At 68.7% G+C, this 16,357-nt stretch carries 17 protein-coding genes; 6 read left to right on the forward strand and 11 right to left on the reverse strand.

The window, feature by feature from the left end; all coding sequences use genetic code 11:
* Positions 1–223: 223 nt before the first annotated feature.
* A complete protein-coding gene (locus METY_RS13660; protein WP_103121950.1) occupies positions 224–1,111 on the reverse strand; it encodes a dienelactone hydrolase family protein in 888 nt (295 codons plus the stop codon).
* 96 nt (positions 1,112–1,207) lie between these two features.
* A complete protein-coding gene (locus tag METY_RS13665; protein ID WP_103121951.1) occupies positions 1,208–1,750 on the reverse strand; it encodes a hypothetical protein in 543 nt (180 codons plus the stop codon).
* A gap of 263 nt (positions 1,751–2,013) precedes the next feature.
* Between METY_RS13665 and METY_RS13670 the strand changes: the two genes are divergently transcribed.
* Positions 2,014–3,039, forward strand: coding sequence for a L,D-transpeptidase family protein (locus METY_RS13670; RefSeq protein ID WP_244593649.1), 1,026 nt, complete (start codon positions 2,014–2,016; stop codon positions 3,037–3,039).
* Positions 3,040–3,529: 490 nt separating this feature from the next.
* Complete coding sequence (locus tag METY_RS13675; RefSeq protein ID WP_103121953.1) at positions 3,530–4,381, forward strand: hypothetical protein; 852 nt, start codon at positions 3,530–3,532, stop codon at positions 4,379–4,381.
* Positions 4,382–4,498: 117 nt separating this feature from the next.
* Here METY_RS13675 and groL read toward each other — a convergent pair whose 3' ends face one another.
* A complete protein-coding gene (gene groL / locus METY_RS13680) occupies positions 4,499–6,145 on the reverse strand; it encodes a chaperonin GroEL (protein ID WP_103121954.1) in 1,647 nt (548 codons plus the stop codon).
* Between the two features lie 101 nt (positions 6,146–6,246).
* Positions 6,247–6,534 (reverse strand): co-chaperone GroES, encoded by a 288-nt coding sequence (gene groES, locus METY_RS13685; protein WP_020186120.1) that lies wholly within the window; start codon positions 6,532–6,534, stop codon positions 6,247–6,249.
* A 318-nt stretch (positions 6,535–6,852) separates the two neighbouring features.
* Here groES and METY_RS13690 point away from each other — a divergent pair, with 318 nt between their 5' ends.
* Positions 6,853–7,290 (forward strand): MarR family winged helix-turn-helix transcriptional regulator, encoded by a 438-nt coding sequence (locus METY_RS13690; RefSeq protein ID WP_103121955.1) that lies wholly within the window; start codon positions 6,853–6,855, stop codon positions 7,288–7,290.
* 18 nt (positions 7,291–7,308) lie between these two features.
* Here the strand turns inward: METY_RS13690 and METY_RS13695 are convergent, their stop codons facing one another.
* On the reverse strand, positions 7,309–7,797 hold the full coding sequence (locus tag METY_RS13695; RefSeq protein WP_103121956.1) for a GNAT family N-acetyltransferase: 489 nt from the start codon (positions 7,795–7,797) through the stop codon (positions 7,309–7,311).
* Between the two features lie 285 nt (positions 7,798–8,082).
* On the opposite strand from METY_RS13695, the gene METY_RS13700 reads away from it, so the two are divergent.
* The gene (locus METY_RS13700) at positions 8,083–9,036 is read left to right on the forward strand and encodes a L,D-transpeptidase (RefSeq protein WP_103121957.1); all 954 of its coding nucleotides are present in this window, start codon (positions 8,083–8,085) and stop codon (positions 9,034–9,036) included.
* Between the two features lie 145 nt (positions 9,037–9,181).
* Entirely contained in the window at positions 9,182–9,544 is a 363-nt protein-coding gene (locus tag METY_RS13705; protein WP_103121958.1) for a response regulator, read from the forward strand.
* Positions 9,545–9,621: 77 nt separating this feature from the next.
* Here the strand turns inward: METY_RS13705 and METY_RS13710 are convergent, their stop codons facing one another.
* The 6 genes from METY_RS13710 to METY_RS13735 form a co-directional block, all read right to left on the reverse strand.
* Positions 9,622–9,810 (reverse strand): hypothetical protein, encoded by a 189-nt coding sequence (locus METY_RS13710; RefSeq protein WP_103121959.1) that lies wholly within the window; start codon positions 9,808–9,810, stop codon positions 9,622–9,624.
* A gap of 66 nt (positions 9,811–9,876) precedes the next feature.
* Entirely contained in the window at positions 9,877–10,596 is a 720-nt protein-coding gene (locus tag METY_RS13715) for a DUF2076 domain-containing protein (RefSeq protein ID WP_103121960.1), read from the reverse strand.
* A 197-nt stretch (positions 10,597–10,793) separates the two neighbouring features.
* A complete protein-coding gene (glcF, locus tag METY_RS13720; RefSeq protein ID WP_103121961.1) occupies positions 10,794–12,131 on the reverse strand; it encodes a glycolate oxidase subunit GlcF in 1,338 nt (445 codons plus the stop codon).
* An 11-nt stretch (positions 12,132–12,142) separates the two neighbouring features.
* Entirely contained in the window at positions 12,143–12,751 is a 609-nt protein-coding gene (locus METY_RS13725) for a DUF2585 family protein (protein ID WP_103121962.1), read from the reverse strand.
* Entirely contained in the window at positions 12,741–13,922 is a 1,182-nt protein-coding gene (locus METY_RS13730) for an FAD-binding protein (RefSeq protein ID WP_103121963.1), read from the reverse strand. The genes METY_RS13725 and METY_RS13730 overlap by 11 nt, the downstream gene beginning before the upstream one ends.
* Positions 13,919–15,364 carry an FAD-linked oxidase C-terminal domain-containing protein gene (locus METY_RS13735; RefSeq protein WP_103122045.1) on the reverse strand — a complete coding sequence of 482 codons (1,446 nt, stop codon included), beginning with the start codon at positions 15,362–15,364 and terminating at the stop codon, positions 13,919–13,921. Before METY_RS13735 ends, METY_RS13730 begins: the two co-directional genes overlap by 4 nt.
* Positions 15,365–15,583: 219 nt before the next feature.
* Between METY_RS13735 and METY_RS13740 the strand changes: the two genes are divergently transcribed.
* Positions 15,584–16,354: a (Fe-S)-binding protein gene (locus METY_RS13740; protein WP_103122046.1), complete on the forward strand. Its 771-nt coding sequence runs from the start codon at positions 15,584–15,586 to the stop codon at positions 16,352–16,354.
* The last annotated feature ends 3 nt before the right edge of the window (positions 16,355–16,357 follow it).

The raw sequence follows: 16,357 nt of genomic DNA on the forward strand, positions 1-16,357 counted from the left end.
CCAGCGGCCAGTCGAAAAGCTCGGGGGAAGCTTTCGGGGACATAACGTAGGGGCCGCCCCCTGGTTCCACGGTCCACGAACTTTTTTGGATTTGTTGGAGCGCTGTCGCTCAAAACGTCATCCGTGCGCTCAACGACCCGATCGGGCCGACGGTCGAGGCCCTCCCGATCGCCGGGAACGCAGATCGCGCTTGCAAAGATCCGCCGAGCGGGGATGCCGCCCCCTATGTGGGCGGGACGGCCGCCCCGAGGTGGCTTTCGAGAAACGCGATCGTGCGGTCCCAGGCGAGGTTCGCGGCCTTGCGCTCGTACCGCGCGGGGTTGGCGTCGTTGTTGAAGGCGTGGTTCGCGCCCTCGTACATGTAGAGTTCGAACTCCTTTTCGTTCGCCTGCAGCGCCTTCTGGAACGCCGGCGCCCCGGCGTTGATGCGCTCGTCGAGCCCGGCGTAGTGAAGCTGCAATGCGGCCTTGACCTGCGGCACCCGATCGTCGGCCAGGGGCTGCCCGTAGTAGACGACGGCGGCCTTGAGGTCCGGCGCAACGGCGGCGAGGCGGTTCGCCATGCCGCCGCCCCAGCAGAAGCCGAGCGCGCCGACGGCGCCATTCGAATCCGGGCGCGCGGCTAGAACGGGCAGCGCCGCGGCGAGCGTGGCGGCGGTCTTGTCCAGGTCGAGCTTGCCGATCATCTCGCGCGCAGCGTCTTCGTCCGCCGGCGTCCCGCCCAGCGGCGACAGCAGGTCGACCCCGTAGGCGAGGAAGCCCGACACCGCGAGCCGTCGCGTGACGTCCTGGATGTGCGGGTTGAGGCCACGGTTCTCGTGGATGACGATCACCGTCGGACGCTTGGCCTCGCGCCGTCCCTTGGCGAGGAGGCCGGAGACCGGGCCGTCGGGGCCGGGAAAGGACAGGGTCTCCGTCACAATCCGCTTGTCGTCGGGGGCGACGATCTGGGCTTGGGCGTAGTCGTTCGACAAGGCGCCCAGGAGCGCCTGCGCCGCCGCCGTAGAGCCAGCAAGCAGCGCCAGCCTCTCCATAAACCCACGACGGTCGAGATCGCCATGGGTGTAGCGATCATAGAGGGCGATGGCCTTCGGATCGGGGCGCGGGGGCATGGCGTCGCTCACGGCTTGGAGGCCGCGAAATGCGCGGCGGACGAATCCTGCAGGACTTTAGACGAGAACCGGCCGGGTTCGTGTCTCACGTCGCCGTCACCGCGGCGGCTGGACCGAGCGCGCCACCGCCTCGAACTCGGCGCGGCGCGCGTCGAACGCCGCCTTGTCGGCGACGCAGACCACCGTGGTGCGCCCCTTCGGCGTATCGACCAGCACGAAATAGGAGCGCGCGTCCGGCGCGGGCTGGCCGTCCGCGGCCTTCACGTCGCCGACGACGGCCGATCCCGCCAGCCCGCCCTGCTCGAAGGGCGCGACGCTGATGACGTCGTAATAGAGCGCCAGCGTCGCCTTGATCAGATCGCTCCACTCCGACTTCGCGGTGAAGGCGTTGATCTCGGCCTGCGACAGGCCGGCGTTCTGAGGCGCGGCCTGGAAGCCGACCCGGCAGCCGGGCTCCGCGCCGTCGCCCTTCCTGATCGCGAACGAGGCGGCGTAGCGCGCGCCCCCGTCGATCTTCTCCGCGACGTAGCCCGCCGGCGCATCGATCGCCAGGCCGGTGGCCTCGTCACGCATGGGATCCGCCGCAGCCGCGGTCGCCGCAAGCAGGCCCCAGATCGCGACGGCCGTTCCGAACTTCATGACAGGCTTCCTGCGACGCATATCCCTGCACATAGCGCGCGCGTCGGCGGGTGAGGAGGAAACGTTCGTTTTGAACGCGAGAAAAGACGCCGATTTGGGCGATGGAGCGATGCGACGGCTCGCGCGTTGTCGCTTCGCGTCGTCAGCGAAGGTCGGTTTTCATGAGCGTGGTTTCAAAATGCGCGGCCGTAGCGCTCGGTCTTCTCTTGTCCTGGAGCGCCGCGGCCGCGGAGCCCCGTCCCGCGCCGCCGCCCCTCACGGAGTTGACGAGTCAGGCCGTCGACTCCGCCGATTTCGAAGGCTGGCGGGCGCGCTCGGACGCGCGCGCCAAGGCGGAAGCCGAACGCAAGACCGCCACGGAGGCCGTCGGGAAGGCGCGCAAGAAGAAGGACAAGGCCGCCGCCCGCGACCGCCTCGCAAAGCTCCCGAAGGCGGAGGACGGCGCCGACCCGTTCCTCGTCCGCGCCCAGGTGCTGCTGGACCGCGCTCACGCCTCCCCCGGGGTGATCGACGGACGCGACGGCGACAACTTCAAGAAGGCCGTGCGCGCGTTCCGCGAGATGCGCGGGATGCCGATCGACGGCGGCCTCGACCCGGAGGTCTGGGCCGCGCTCTCCGCCGACAAGGCCCCGGCGCTGAAGCCCTATGTCATCTATTCCGAGGACGTGAACGGCCGCTACGAGGAGAAGCTGCCGGCCGACTACGCCAAGCTCGCGAAGCTCAAGTGGCTTGGGTATCGCGATGCGGTGGAGATGTTGTCGGAACGCTTCCACATGGACCCGCCGCTGCTCCGCGCCCTCAATCCGGGCGTCGACTTCAAGACCGCGGGCGTCACGATCCAGGTGGCGGACGTCGGCGGGTTCGCGGAGGGAACGGTGCGACGCGTCACCGTCGACAAGAAGCTTGGGGAGCTGCGCGCCTACGACGACGCCGACAAGATCCTCATGATCGCGCCGGCGACGATCGGGTCCCCCGACACGCCCTCGCCCGAGGGCAGGATGACGATCAACGGCGCCTTCCCCGATCCGCATTACATCTACGACCCCAAGAAGAACTTCCAGCAGGGCAAGAACAAGCGAAAGCTCACTCTGCCCCCCGGGCCCAACGGCCCGGTCGGCTCGATGTGGATCGACCTGTCGAAGCCGACCTACGGCATCCACGGGACGCCCGAGCCCTCGCAGATCAGCAAGACCGCGAGCCACGGCTGCGTGCGGCTGACGAACTGGGACGCGGCGGAGCTCGCGCGGATGATCGAACCGAAGGTGACCGAGGTGGAGTTCGTCGACTGAGGCCAAACGCCTTTGCTAGACTTCGCGCGCTTTCCAACCGGCAGGTCGCGAGCGGCCGGTTGGCTCCGATCGACCGGCGGCCGATCGGTCCGCGACGAAATCCACCGCCGCGCCGCGTTGCGGCAAAAATCACGCCGCGCGGCGCCTCGGCGGCAGACTTGCTGACCCGAGCGAGGATCCGGATCAAGCGCGCCAGAGCGCGACGGGAGACGCCAGTCGATGTCCGCACGCAATCGTGATCATGATGAGGCGACACGGGCCGCGGCGAAGCCGGAGGCGAAAAAAGGTTTGGAATAATCGGGTTAACCGGTCTCCGGACTTCGGGCGTCGGGTTTTCGCCGCCCAGCGCGAGGCTGCGCTGTCACGCAGCTTGCGCATGCGATCGCGAGGAGCAGCGTTCTGGGCACGATCCGTGCTCAGGCGGCCGTGCGGCGCGCCATGCGCCGCAAATCGCCCGCGATCTCCACGTCCTCACGCCATCGAGCCCGCCATGATCAGACACATCGCCGCCGCCCTTGGCTTCCTCGCCGCCGCGACGGCGGCGCCCGCCGCCGAAATCGACAACTCCTCGATCGGGCAGGCGGAATTTCGACCGCACACGGCGACCTACGGGCTCGTCTATGTCCTGCCGAAGGACGCCAACGACCGTCTCGACGCCAAGATCCGCGGCCCGCTGAAGGACAGGCTCGTCGCGCTTGGCCTCTCGGCGGAAGCCGAGCTTAAGAACATTCCCCACATCACAGTCGTGCACATACACAACGCCGACCCTGCAACGCCGGCGGCGATGCTGAAGGCGCTGCCGAAGCCGCCGGCGCCGCTCGCGATCACCATGAAGAAGTTCTACACGACCGAAGCCGCAAAGGGCGCGGGCCGTCCGTGGTGGCTCGATCTCGGCGTGGTCAAAGAGGGCAAGGGCTACGACGACATGATGGCCTACAACGTGGTCGCCACCGCGGCCTTGGCTCCCCTGCGCGACGGCCCGCTGCCGCGCGTCACCGGACCGGTCTACGCGGCCATGGGCGACGCCGGGAAAGAACTGGTGAAGACGGTCGGGGTCAGCGGCGTCAACGTCATGAAGGACGGCAAGGCGACCACGTCCCACAACCCCCACAACACGCTTGTCTACAGCATGGAGCCCTTCGCCAAGTTCCAGGCGCCGATGGACGCGCTGGCGGCGGAGTTCAACACGGTCCTTCCCGACGGGTTTCCCGTGACGCTGAAGACGGTGTCGATCGTGGAGCTTCAGTTTTCCGGCAATGTCGTGAGGGAGATCTACCGCATCAGCCTTGAGGACGGGTCCGTCACTGACGTCGCCACGGGCAAATCCGCCTCGGCCCGCTGAGAAGTAAGAGGGTCGCGCAACGCGCCTGGTCGCCCCCGCAGCCACCCTTGAAACAAGAGAGGCCCCGGATCGCTCCGGGGCCTCTCTCAGTTCAGCGTTCAGATGGAGCGGACGTCCTCAGAAGTCCATGCCGCCCATGCCGCCGCCGCCCATGCCGCCCGGCATGCCGCCGCCGCTGTCCTTCTTCGGAAGCTCGGCGATCATCGCCTCGGTGGTGATGAGCAGAGCCGCGACCGACGCCGCGTCCTGGAGGGCGGTGCGCACGACCTTGGTCGGGTCCACGATGCCAGCCTGGATCATGTCGACGTACTCTTCCGTCTGGGCGTTGAAGCCCGACGTCGCGTTGTCGGTCTCGAGCAGCTTGCCGACGACGATCGAACCTTCGACGCCCGCGTTGGCGGCGATCTGACGGATCGGAGCCTCAAGCGCCTTCAGAACGATGTTGAAGCCGGCCTGGATGTCCGGGTTGTCGTTCTTGATGTCGCGGATCGAGGTCTTGGCGCGCAGCAGGGCGACGCCGCCGCCCGGCACGATGCCTTCCTCGACCGCCGCGCGGGTGGCGTTGAGGGCGTCGTCGATGCGGTCCTTCTTCTCCTTGACTTCGATCTCGGTCGCGCCGCCGACGCGGATGACCGCGACGCCGCCAGCGAGCTTGGCGAGACGCTCCTGGAGCTTCTCACGGTCGTAGTCGGAGGTGGTCTCTTCGATCTGGGCCTTGATCTGGGCGACGCGGCCCTCGATCGCGTCCTTCTCGCCAGCGCCGTCGACGATCGTGGTCTTCTCCTTCTCGAGCGTCACCTTCTTGGCGCGGCCGAGCATGTCGAGGGTCACGTTCTCGAGCTTGATGCCGAGGTCCTCGGAGATGACCTGACCGTTGGTCAGGATCGCGATGTCCTCGAGCATCGCCTTGCGGCGATCGCCGAAGCCCGGAGCCTTCACAGCCGCGACCTTGAGGCCGCCACGGAGCTTGTTCACGACGAGGGTGGCAAGCGCCTCGCCCTCGATGTCCTCGGCGATGATGACGAGCGGCTTGCCCGACTGCACGACCGACTCGAGCACCGGCAGGATCGCCTGCAGGCCGGAGAGCTTCTTCTCGTGGATGAGGATGTAGGGGTCCTCGAGGTCCGCGATCATCTTCTCGGCGTTGGTGATGAAGTAGGGGCTGAGGTAGCCGCGGTCGAACTGCATGCCCTCGACGACTTCGAGCTCGGTCTCGAAGCTCTTGGCTTCCTCAACCGTGATGACGCCCTCGTTGCCGACCTTCTGCATGGCGTGAGCGATCATCTCGCCCACTTCCTTGTCGCCGTTCGCGGAGATCGTGCCGACCTGCGCGACCTCGGCGGAGGTGGCGATCTTCTTGGACGAAGCCTTGAGGTGCTCGATGACCTTCGAGACGGCGAGATCGACGCCGCGCTTGAGATCCATCGGGTTCATGCCGGCGGCCACCGACTTGGCGCCCTCGCGGACGATCGCCTGGGCGAGCACGGTCGCAGTGGTGGTGCCGTCGCCGGCGAGGTCGTTGGTCTTCGAGGCCACTTCGCGCACCATCTGCGCGCCCATGTTCTCGAACTTGTCCTCGAGCTCGATTTCCTTCGCGACGGTCACGCCGTCCTTGGTGATGCGCGGAGCGCCGAAGGACTTCTCGATCACGACGTTACGACCCTTGGGGCCGAGCGTGACCTTCACCGCGTTGGCGAGAATGTCGACGCCGCGCAGCATCTTGTCGCGAGCGTCAGCGGAAAAACGTACGTCTTTCGCAGCCATGTGATTGCTCCTTTGAGCGAATGTTTCAGGACGTCCCCGCTCGCCGCGACGCGCGGACGCGCGTCAGGCCTCGCCGGGCGGATAGATAAAAGCCGGCAACCTCAGGCGATGACGCCGAGGATGTCCGACTCCTTCATGATGAGCAGGTCTTCGCCGTCGATCTTGACCTCGGTGCCCGACCATTTGCCGAACAGGATCTTGTCGCCGGACTTCACGTCGAGCGTCACCACCTTGCCGGCCTCGTCACGGGCGCCGGGGCCCACGGCGACGACTTCGCCTTCCTGCGGCTTTTCCTTGGCGGTATCCGGGATGATGATGCCGCCCTTGCTCTTCTCTTCGGCGGTCAGGCGGCGGACGACCACGCGGTCGTGCAGCGGACGAAATGCCATGGGTGAATATCCTCTCGAGCGCGTGCGCAGACGCTTCGCGATCCATAAAAGCTGACACGGGACGCCGTGCGTTCCCGTTGTTAGCACTCTTATACGGGGAGTGCCAACGGGCTGCGAGATACGAACGGTCTCTAGGCGTGTCAAGGCCAGGACGCGCAGCCGCCATGCAAAAAATCGGGTCTCGCGCCGAGGGGTGGGCCGGCTCCGCGCCGAGCGCCTGAGCTGGGGCCGACGAGCGGCCGCGTCAGGGAGAAGCGACCGCCACCGGCGACGCGCCGACGGCTTGATTCTCCAAGGCTTTCGGATGATCCTCACGGCATGGCGACACGCGAACAGATTCTGGATATCCACAATCTCTGCGCCTGCTCGCACACGCGCATGGCGGCGCGAGCGGTGACGCGGTTCTACGACGACGCCTTGCGCCCCGCGGGGCTGAAGGGCACCCAGTTTGTGTTGCTCGCCGCGATCGAGGCGGATGAGGCTGGATCGATCACCGATCTCGCCGACCGTCTGGAGATCGAGCGCACCACGCTCGTGCGAAACCTGCAGCTGCTGCGCAAGGACGGCTTCGTCGCCCCGTTGAAGGGGGCGAACGGTCGCCAGAAGCCTACGCTGACCCCGCAGGGCCGCGCCGCGCTCGACGCCGCGCTCCCGCTTTGGCGCTCCGCGCAGGACCAGATGGAATCGCGGCTCGGCTTCGGCTCCTGGCAGGTGACGCGGCGCCGACTGGGCGAGCTCCGCCGCGCCGTGAGCTGACGGCGGGCCGCGTTCGTTTCAAAGCTCGGCGACGTCCCGCGCGTAGTGATGCTGAAGCGTGCCGTTGGCGTCGTGCAGTGCCCTCACGCCTGGTAGCCGCAGGAAGCCGTGGCGCTCGCAGAACGCGCGGCCTTCTTCGAAGCGGGAATCCATCCACAGGGACAGCCGCCCCCCGCCGGACGCGGCCGCGAAGGCTTCCGCCCCGGCGAGGAGCGCAGCGGCGAAGCCCTGCCCCCGCGTTTCTTTCGCGAAGTAAAGCTTGTCGATCTCGAACTCGTTCGGCCGGTGATGCGCCTCGAGCGCCAAGGCGCCGAGGATCGCCTCGCCCGACGCCATGACCCACATCCGGCCGCCGCGCTCGGCGTAATAACTGGCCGGCCGGTCGAGCCCCGGTATCGCCTCGGCGTCGAAGGCCTTGCCCTCGAGTTCGGCGAAGACGCTCGCGATCAAATCGCCGAGCGCCGGCCCATCGGCGTCGGTCGCCTCGCGGATCAGCACGTCCGTCATAGACCCTCGTCGTTCCCTGCGTTCGGCCGCGGATCGACCCGCGGCCGTTCTGTCATGGGGCGTCGGCGCTCACAAGGCGAGCCGCAGGTCGGGCGCGCTCGGCGCGTATGTCTCTTCCACCGCGCACTTTTGTGCGAGGCGAACGACGCCGGGACTGGTTTCGCCATGGTTCGGCCCGAAGTCTCACGGACTCGTTCACGTCGCGTAAGGCGGTTTGTGCCTGTAATGCCCGTCGAAGGCGGGCCGGCAGAAGGCCGCCGCCATCTTTCGAGGAGTAGAAGTCCCGTGTTCTCCCGCACAGCAGCGTCGCTCGCCGTCGCTTTCGGGGCGCTCGGCGTGGCTCCCGCCGCCCCGGCCCTCGCCCAGTCCCGCGTGATCGAAGCCCCGGACTACGTGCCGCGGGGCGAGCGCAGCGTCGTGATCGAGCGCCGCTACTACGACGACGAAGCCCCGCGCTACGTTCGCCCGATGGAGTCGCGCCGCAACCTCGGCGGCGGCTTCATCGAGGAGATCTTCGGGGACGACGACGCGCCGTCCTATCGCGTCCGCCGGGTGCCGACGCAGCGCGAGCGGGAGGCGGAAACGCGCCGCGGTCGGATGGCGCTCGACGGCGGCTACGACCGCTATGGCGAACGCCGGGCGGTCCGCGCGCCCACCTACCAGCGCTACGACTACCTCGACGACGATTTCAACGATCCCTACGCGGAGGACAATCCGCGCTACGTGGCTCCGCGCCAGCGGCTCGCCGGGCCGCCTTCGGCCGCCGGCGCCGGAAGCGCGGTCCGCCGCAGCGTCGACCCGAAGTTCGCCCGCACGACGGTGCCGTTCAATGGGCCGGAGCCGGCGGGCTCAATCCTGATCGACACCAAGAGCCGCTACCTCTACCTCGTGCAGGCCGACGGCACGGCGGTCCGCTACGGCGTCGGCGTGGGCAAGGAAGGCTTCGGCTGGAGGGGCACGGAGACGATCTCGCAGAAGAAGGAATGGCCGGATTGGCGCCCGCCGGCGGAGATGCGCCAGCGTCGGCCGGAGCTCCCGGTGTTCATGGCCGGCGGACCGAACAACCCGCTGGGCGCCCGCGCGCTCTACCTCGGCTCGACGCTCTATCGCATCCACGGCTCCAACGAGCCTTGGACGATCGGCCACGCCGTCTCCTCGGGGTGCATCCGGATGACCAACGAGGACGTGACCGACCTCTATGATCGGGTGGGTGTCGGCACCACCGTCAAGGTGATCTGACCGGGCTCAATAACCTTTAGAAAACATTAAGTTGCGGCCGATGTCGGAAAAAAACGGCATCGGCCATTTACGTTCGGTCGACCATGAAACCGAATGGCCCGTCGCGCGTTTGGTGCGGGAGCTTTGTACCGCCGGAGTACCTGTCATGGCGCCCTTTCGCGTTCTCATCCTTGAAGACGACGCTATCCTCGCCCTCGATCTCGAGACGATCGTGTGCTGCTGGACCGACGCCGAAGTGACCGCCTGCCGCTCGATTGCGCAGGCGCGCAAGGCGCTGACGGGCGGCTTCGACCTCGCGCTGCTCGACATCGACGTGGTGGACGGCAAGTCCTACGAGTTCGCGGAGAGCCTGCGCAGCAGCAAGCTGCCCTTCGCCTTCGTCTCCGGCGCGATGCAGGACGACTGTCCCGAGACGCTGCGGGACGTCGCCTTCATCCCCAAGCCCTACACGCAGCGGGCGATCGAGAGCATCGTCGCCTCCGCCGCGGGCGGCCGCCGCCACCCGTAAGCGGCGCGTCCTAACGCATTCAAAAACCCCGCACGGTCAGCCGTGCGGGGTTTTTATTGACGTCCGCCCGGGACTGGTCAGCGGCGGCCGGACGTCGGCGGAACGAACCGGTCGAGGAACGAGCCGGTTCCGGAATCCTCCACCTCGGTTTCGCCGTCGTCGAGATCGGTCTCCGGCGAGGCCGCGACGGCGCGCTGCGGCTCGGCGCCGTCGAGGTGGGATGGCCGGATGATGGTCAGAGTGTCGAAATCACGTTCAGCGGCCATGGCTGAACTCCTGTAATGGCGACCGGCGGCGCCGGTCGCGGTGATGCCCCTCAGCAATCGGTTGGGTCAGGCCCAGTCGTCGTCGGAGAAATCGTCCCCGGCGCCAGCGTCGTCCGCGCCGGTCATCCCAGAAAACCACCCCCCACCGTCGGCGTTCGAGGCGTGGTCGTCAGCGGTTGCGTCCGACGTCGGCGTCTCCGCGATCTTGGCGGGCTCCGCTGCGGCGGCCTGCGCCTCGTGGCCGCCGAACATCGACTGGATCCCTGAGAACAGCAGCGCACCGCCGGCGACGCCGGCCGCCGTCTGCAGCGCCCCGCTCAGAAAGCCGCCGCCGCGCGACGGCTGGGCCTGCTGTCCGAGACCCGGCTGAGCGTAAGGATCCCGGCCATAGCCCGGCTGGGCATAGGGCTGGCGGTCGTAAGCGGGGCGCTGGCCGTAGTTGAGCGGCTCCGACTCGCGCGCACGGTCTCCGCCGCCGAACAGGCCGCCGAAGAGGCCGCCGCCGGTGGCCGCCGCAGCGCGGGGCCCCCAAGGCGAGGGCGCGGCGCGCTCGGGCTCCGGCTGCGCCGCCTCCAGCTCGCGCTCCAGCGCCTCGATCCTGCGCTGGGCGGCTTCGAGGCCCTGGTTTTGCATCACGATGGTCTGCGCCATGGCGTAGGGCGCGTGCGGCTGACGCGCGACCTGCTCGGCGATGAAGGCTTCGGCCTCAGGATCGCGGTAGGCCGTCTCAGCGCTCCTGACCCGGTCGAACAGGTCGGCGATCAGCTTGCGTTCTTCGGCGTTCATGGCGGAACCCTCCCGAGATCCCAAACCCCAACAACGCCGAAGCTGGTGATTGGTTGTGGCGGGTTCCAGTTTTCGTCGTGTCGATTGTTTGACGAAGCGCCGATCCTAGGCGGCGCCTTGTCGCAGGTCGGCCCGCGCGCGGGTCCGACACGGAAATCGAGCTCCCAATAGAACAGGACGAGCGGGCTGAGACGCGCCTAAGCCGCCGCCTCCGGCCGCCGCTCGAAGCCCCTGCCGTGCAGCGGCGCCGGCAGCGGACCGCCGGTCGCCCAGTCCGCGAGCTCCACCGTGTGGACGCAGGGCGTCGGCAGGCCGGAGCGGATCTGGGTGAGGCATCCGATGTTGCCGGCGGCGATCACATCCGCGCCGGTGCGGGCGAGGTTTGCGGCTTTTCGGTCGCGCAAGCGCGTCGCGATCTCGGGCTGGAGAATGTTGTAGGTGCCAGCCGAGCCGCAGCAGAGGTGCCCCTCCGCCGGCTCCTTCACCACGAAGCCGAGCGCGCGCAGCACGTCCTTCGGCTCCTCCTTGATCTGCTGGCCATGCTGGATCGAGCAGGCCGCATGGTAGGCGACCGTCTGGCCCGTCTCGCGCACGGGCGTCAGCGGCAGCGTGGCGAGCACCTCGGAGATGTCCTTGGCGAGCGCCGACACCCGCGCGGCCTTCTCGGCGTAGGCCGGATCCTCGCGCAGCATGAAGCCGTAGTCCTTGATCGTGGTGCCGCAGCCCGAGGTGGTCACCACGATCGCGTCGAGGCCGCCGGCCTCGATCGTCTTCGTCCAGGCGTCGACGTTGCGCCGCGCGCTCACGAGGCTCTCCTCTTCGCGGCCCATGTGGTGGACCAGCGAGCCGCAGCACCCCTCGCCTTCGACGTGCACCACCTCGACGCCGAAGCGGGTGAGCAGGCGGATCGTCGCGTCGTTGATCGAGGGCTCCAGCACCTGCTGGGCGCAGCCCTGCAGCAGGACGACGCGCGCCTTTCGCTCGCCCGCCGCCGGAAACACGCCGGGCCCCTCATAGGCCGACCGCGGCTCGGACGTCGCCGGCGCAAGCGCCAGCATCGCGCTGACGCTTTTCAGGCCGGGAACGCGCGCAAGCAGCGCCGCAAAGGGCTTGGCGAAGACGGCGCCTGCGAGCGCCAGCCGGAACCGGCCGGGATAGGGCAGCACGGCCGCCAGCACCGCGCGCAGGACGCGGTCGGGCAAGGGGCGCCGGTAGGTCTTCTCGATGTGCGCGCGGGCGTGGTCGACGAGATGCATGTAGTTCACGCCGGACGGGCACGTCGTCATGCAAGAGAGGCAGGAAAGACAGCGGTCCACATGGCGCACGACCTCCTCGGTCGCCGGCTTGTCCGCCTCCAGCATCTCCTTGATCAGGTAGATCCGGCCGCGCGGGGAATCGAGCTCGTCCCCCAGCAGCACGTAGGTGGGGCAGGTCGCGGTGCAGAACCCGCAGTGCACGCAGGTGCGCAGGATCTTCTCGGACGAGGCGAGCTGCGGATCCGCGCTCAGGCGCTCGGGGGCGAAGGAGGTTTGCATGCGTGTAGGCCTTAACCGCGCATCGCCTGCCAATCCCGGATCGCGTCGATCGGGTGCAGGATCATGATGACGTTGAGGGTGAGGTTGTCGCGGATCACATAGAGCGCGATCAGCTCCATCGCGAGGGCGGCGACGACGATCGTCCAGGTAGGCGCGAGCCGCGCGATCGTGAAGCCGAGCGCCATGAAGCCGATGTCTGCGATCGAGTTCAGCACGCTGTCGCCGGCGAAGGCGTCGGAGACGGTCCCCTCGCGGTAGCGCTCGATGATGATCGGCGAGTTCTCCAGCAGCTCCCAAAGCCCCTCGACCGCGACGGCCGCGACGAGCGCCGTCATGAGGGCGAGCGGCCGTCCGCGCAGGCGGCCGACAAGAACGGCCAGCCCGTAGAACAGGAAGCCGTGGATCACGTGGCTGAGCGAGTACCAGTCCGCGACGTGCTGGGAGGTGCCGGCGTCGTTCGCCGCGCCGTGCCAGAGTTCGACCGTCCCGCAGGGGCAGATCGCCGGCCGGCCCATGGCGAGCAGCGTCGCCGCAAACCCCGCGACCAGCGCGATCGCGACGCCGGCCCGAACGGCGCTGAAGCCTGCCGCTCGCGTCGGGACGCTCGCTTCAGCGGGCATGCATCCGCCCCGGATTCAGCACGCCGGCGGGATCGAAGCTCGCCCTGAGGCCGGCGGTGAGGCGCGCCAGCGCGGGCGCCTCAGGCTCGAACACGTCGACGGCGGCCCGCACCGCCTCCGGGGCGCGCACCAGCGTCGCGTGACCGCGCGCCTCGCGCACGATCGGGCGGAGCGTCGACGCGCCGGCGTCGCCCGCCGCCGAGGTCGCGACCCAGATCAGCCCGCCGCTCCAGTCATAGACATGAGCTTCGGCGAGCGGTCCCAGCCTCGCGACGACGGCAGGCCCCCGCGTCGGCGCGACCGAGATGCGCCATACCGCCCGCTCAGGTGATCCGAGCAGCGACGCGGCCGCGCCGATCTCGCGCCAGAGCGCGCGCGACGCATCGGCGTCGAGCCGGGACGCCGTCCCAAAACTTTTGAGCCGGCTGGCAAGCTGTCCGGCGCGATAGGCCACCTGGCTCTCGAAGTTCTCGAGCCTCAGGCAGGTGCGCGACGGCGCGCCGTTCAGCGCCGGCAGATGCGCCGCGCCGGACACCTCGAACGGCGTCCCCATCGCCGCGCAGAGCGCCGCCACGCCATGGGCGTCGTCGAGCCCTTCGAGCACCAGCGTCGCCTCGGTCTCGGCGATCGGCAGCGTCTTGAAGGTCGCTTCGGTGACGACGCCGAGCACGCCGTGGGAGCCGCAGGCGAACTTCACGAGGTCGTAGCCCGTAACGTTCTTCATGACCCGGCCGCCGGAGCGGATGGTCTCGGCGCGGCCCGTCGTCAGCCGCACGCCGATGAGCGCGTCGCGCGCCGCGCCGGCGATGACGCGCCGCGGGCCCGACGCGTTGGTCGCGACAAGCCCGCCGATCGTGGGCTCCGACGCCGTTCCATAGAGCGCCCGGTGGTCCAGAGGCTCGAACGCCAACCGCTGGCCCACGCGGGCGAGCTCCGCCTCGACCTCCGCAACCGGGGTGCCGGCCTTGGCCGAGACCACAAGTTCCGACGGCTCCAGCAGCGTGACGCCGGTGAGGCGCTCGGTGGAGAGCGTGATCCCTGCCTGCACCGGCCGCCCCAGCCCCGAACGGCTGCCGGCGCCGCGGATGAGGATGGGCGTCTTGGCGTCGACGGCCTCGCGGATGGTCGCCTCGATGCCGGCTTCGTCGAAGGGAGAGACGGTCTCGCTCACGCCGCCGCCTTCGCGATGCGGTTCTCCAGCGGGAACACCTTGGCGGGGTTAAGCAGCCAGGCGGGATCGAAGACCGACTTCACGCGCATCTGCTGCATCAGCTCGATGCGGGTGAACTGCGCCGTCATCAGGTCGCGCTTCTCGATGCCGACGCCGTGCTCGCCGGTGAGGCACCCGCCGGCCTCCACGCAGGCGAGGAGGATGTCCTCGCCTGCCTTTTCGGCCTTTGAGAGCGAAACAGGGTCGTTCATGTCGTAGAGCACCAGCGGATGCAGGTTGCCGTCGCCGGCGTGGAAGATGTTGGCGACCTTGAGCCCCTGGGCCTCGCAGATCTCGCCGATGCGGGTGAGCACCTCGGGCAGCTTTCCAGTCGGGATGGTGCCGTCCATGCAGATGTAGTCCGACACGCGGCCCATGGCGCCGAAGGCGGACTTGCGGCCTTTCCAGATCGCGGCGGCTTCGGCCGGCGTCTTGGCCTGCCGCGCGTAGGTCGCGCCGTGCGTCTCGGCGATCGCGCCGATGCGGGCGAGCTGCTCGTCGATCTCGGCGGCGGAGCCCTCGACCTCAACAATCAGCATGGCGCCGACGTCGCGCGGGTAGCCCGCCTTGGCGAAGTCCTCGCAGATGTCGATCGCGAGCTTGTCCATGTACTCGATCGCGACCGGCACGATGCCGGCGCCCAGCACCGCCGCGACGCAGGCGCCGGCGGCTTCGGGCGAGGGAAAGCCGAACAGGATGGGCCGCGCGCCCTCGGCCAGCGGCAGGATGCGGAGCGTCGCCTCGGTGACGACGCCGAACTGCCCCTCGGAGCCGCAGATCAGGCCCAGCATGTCGAGGCCGGGCGCGTCGAGCGCGTCGCCGCCGATCTCGACGATCTCGCCTTGAAGCGTGACGAAGGTGACGCCGAGGAGGTTGTTGGTGGTCACGCCGTACTTCAGGCAGTGCGCGCCGCCTGAGTTCATCGCGACGTTGCCGGCGATCGTGCAGGCGAGCTGCGAGGACGGGTCCGGGGCGTAGAAGAAGCCCTCATGCGCGATGGCGGCGGAGACGCCGAGGTTGGTGACGCCGGTCTGCACGCGCACGGTGCGGTTGGCGAGATCGACGTCGAGCACCTTCGACATCTTGGCGACGCCGAGCACGACGGCGTCCTCCTGCGGCAGCGCGCCGCCGGCGAGCGAGGTGCCGGCGCCCCGGGGGATCACCGGCACGCCCTCGCGGCTGCAGAAGGCCAGCACCTCGGCCACCTGTTTCGTGGTCGACGGCAGCACGACCACCATGGGCACGCGGCGGTAGGCGGTAAGCGCGTCGCTTTCGAAGGCCCGACGCTCGTCCTCCGAGACGATGACGCCCTCGCCCGGCACGATCGCCCGCAGTCCGGCGACGATGGCGTCGCGCCGGGCGAGGATCGCAGGATCTGGGGCGAGCAATGCGATGCCGCTCATGGACGTTCGGTCTCCCTCGCCGCTGTTCTTCGTCGACGCGCCGGCCGCGGCCGCCGAACGCGCTTTCTTCATATGCGCCCATAAGGCGGATTGGGTCGTTCGACTTTCGGAGGCCCGCCATGCGCCCTTGCGCCAGCCGCCGCCGATGGCCCATGGTCGCCATCCGGTTCGTCCGCTTTACATTTGTTCGCGTCCCTGGAGTCGTTTCAAGTGGCGACGATGTTTGATACGAAGCCCCGCGTCGGCCTGTTCGCGACCTGTCTCGTCGATCTCATTCGTCCCTCCGTGGGCTTCGCCGCGGCGAAGCTGATCGAGGACGCCGGCTGCGAGGTCGTGGTCCCGTCGCAGACCTGCTGCGGCCAGCCGGCGTTCAACTCCGGCGACCGTGCGACCTCGCGGGCGCTCGCGCTTCAGGTCATGGACGCCTTCCAGGGCGTCGACTATGTGGTCGCGCCCTCCGGCTCCTGCGCTGGCATGTTGAAGAAGCACGTGCCTGAGCTGTTCGAGGGCGAGCCCGACCTCGCCCGGCGGGCCGCGGCGTTCTCCGCGAAGGTGCACGAGCTGGTCTCGTTCCTTGTGGACGTGCGCGGCGTGACCTCGGTCGAGGCTCGGTTCGACGGCTCCGTCACCTATCACGACAGCTGCTCCGGCCTGCGCGAGCTCGGGGTGAAGACCCAGCCGCGAAAGCTGCTGGAGAGCGTCGACGGCCTTTCCATCTCCGAGATGCGCGATCCCGACGTGTGCTGCGGTTTCGGCGGCACCTTCGCGGTGAAGTACGGCGAGATCTCCGACGCGATCGTCGCCAAGAAGGCCGAGAACGTCTGGGCCTCCGAGGCCGGCACCCTGCTCGCGGGCGACCTCGGCTGCCTGATGAACATGGCCGGCAAGCTCCAACGCCAGGGGCGAGAGGTGAAGGCCCGCCACGTCGCCGAGGTGCTCGCCGGCATGACCGACGAGCCCGCGATCGGCGAGCCGGCGGAGAAGGTGTGATCC

Origin of the sequence: Methylopila sp. Yamaguchi (genome assembly GCF_002897035.1) — a bacterium.
GTDB lineage: Bacteria > Pseudomonadota > Alphaproteobacteria > Rhizobiales > Methylopilaceae > Methylopila.

What these genes read in the sequence shown, in the direction of transcription:
- METY_RS13740 (WP_103122046.1), top strand. Translation starts at nt 15,584, where the DNA reads ATGTTTGATACGAAGCCCCGCGTCGGCCTGTTCGCGACCTGTCTCGTC.
- METY_RS13705 (WP_103121958.1), top strand. Translation starts at nt 9,182, where the DNA reads ATGGCGCCCTTTCGCGTTCTCATCCTTGAAGACGACGCTATCCTCGCC.
- METY_RS13675 (WP_103121953.1), top strand. Translation starts at nt 3,530, where the DNA reads ATGATCAGACACATCGCCGCCGCCCTTGGCTTCCTCGCCGCCGCGACG.
- METY_RS13695 (WP_103121956.1), bottom strand. Translation starts at nt 7,797, where the DNA reads ATGACGGACGTGCTGATCCGCGAGGCGACCGACGCCGATGGGCCGGCG.
- METY_RS13710 (WP_103121959.1), bottom strand. Translation starts at nt 9,810, where the DNA reads ATGGCCGCTGAACGTGATTTCGACACTCTGACCATCATCCGGCCATCC.
- glcF (WP_103121961.1), bottom strand. Translation starts at nt 12,131, where the DNA reads ATGCAAACCTCCTTCGCCCCCGAGCGCCTGAGCGCGGATCCGCAGCTC.
- METY_RS13690 (WP_103121955.1), top strand. Translation starts at nt 6,853, where the DNA reads ATGGCGACACGCGAACAGATTCTGGATATCCACAATCTCTGCGCCTGC.
- METY_RS13665 (WP_103121951.1), bottom strand. Translation starts at nt 1,750, where the DNA reads ATGAAGTTCGGAACGGCCGTCGCGATCTGGGGCCTGCTTGCGGCGACC.
- METY_RS13660 (WP_103121950.1), bottom strand. Translation starts at nt 1,111, where the DNA reads ATGCCCCCGCGCCCCGATCCGAAGGCCATCGCCCTCTATGATCGCTAC.
- METY_RS13735 (WP_103122045.1), bottom strand. Translation starts at nt 15,364, where the DNA reads ATGAGCGGCATCGCATTGCTCGCCCCAGATCCTGCGATCCTCGCCCGG.
- groL (WP_103121954.1), bottom strand. Translation starts at nt 6,145, where the DNA reads ATGGCTGCGAAAGACGTACGTTTTTCCGCTGACGCTCGCGACAAGATG.
- METY_RS13725 (WP_103121962.1), bottom strand. Translation starts at nt 12,751, where the DNA reads ATGCCCGCTGAAGCGAGCGTCCCGACGCGAGCGGCAGGCTTCAGCGCC.
- METY_RS13715 (WP_103121960.1), bottom strand. Translation starts at nt 10,596, where the DNA reads ATGAACGCCGAAGAACGCAAGCTGATCGCCGACCTGTTCGACCGGGTC.
- groES (WP_020186120.1), bottom strand. Translation starts at nt 6,534, where the DNA reads ATGGCATTTCGTCCGCTGCACGACCGCGTGGTCGTCCGCCGCCTGACC.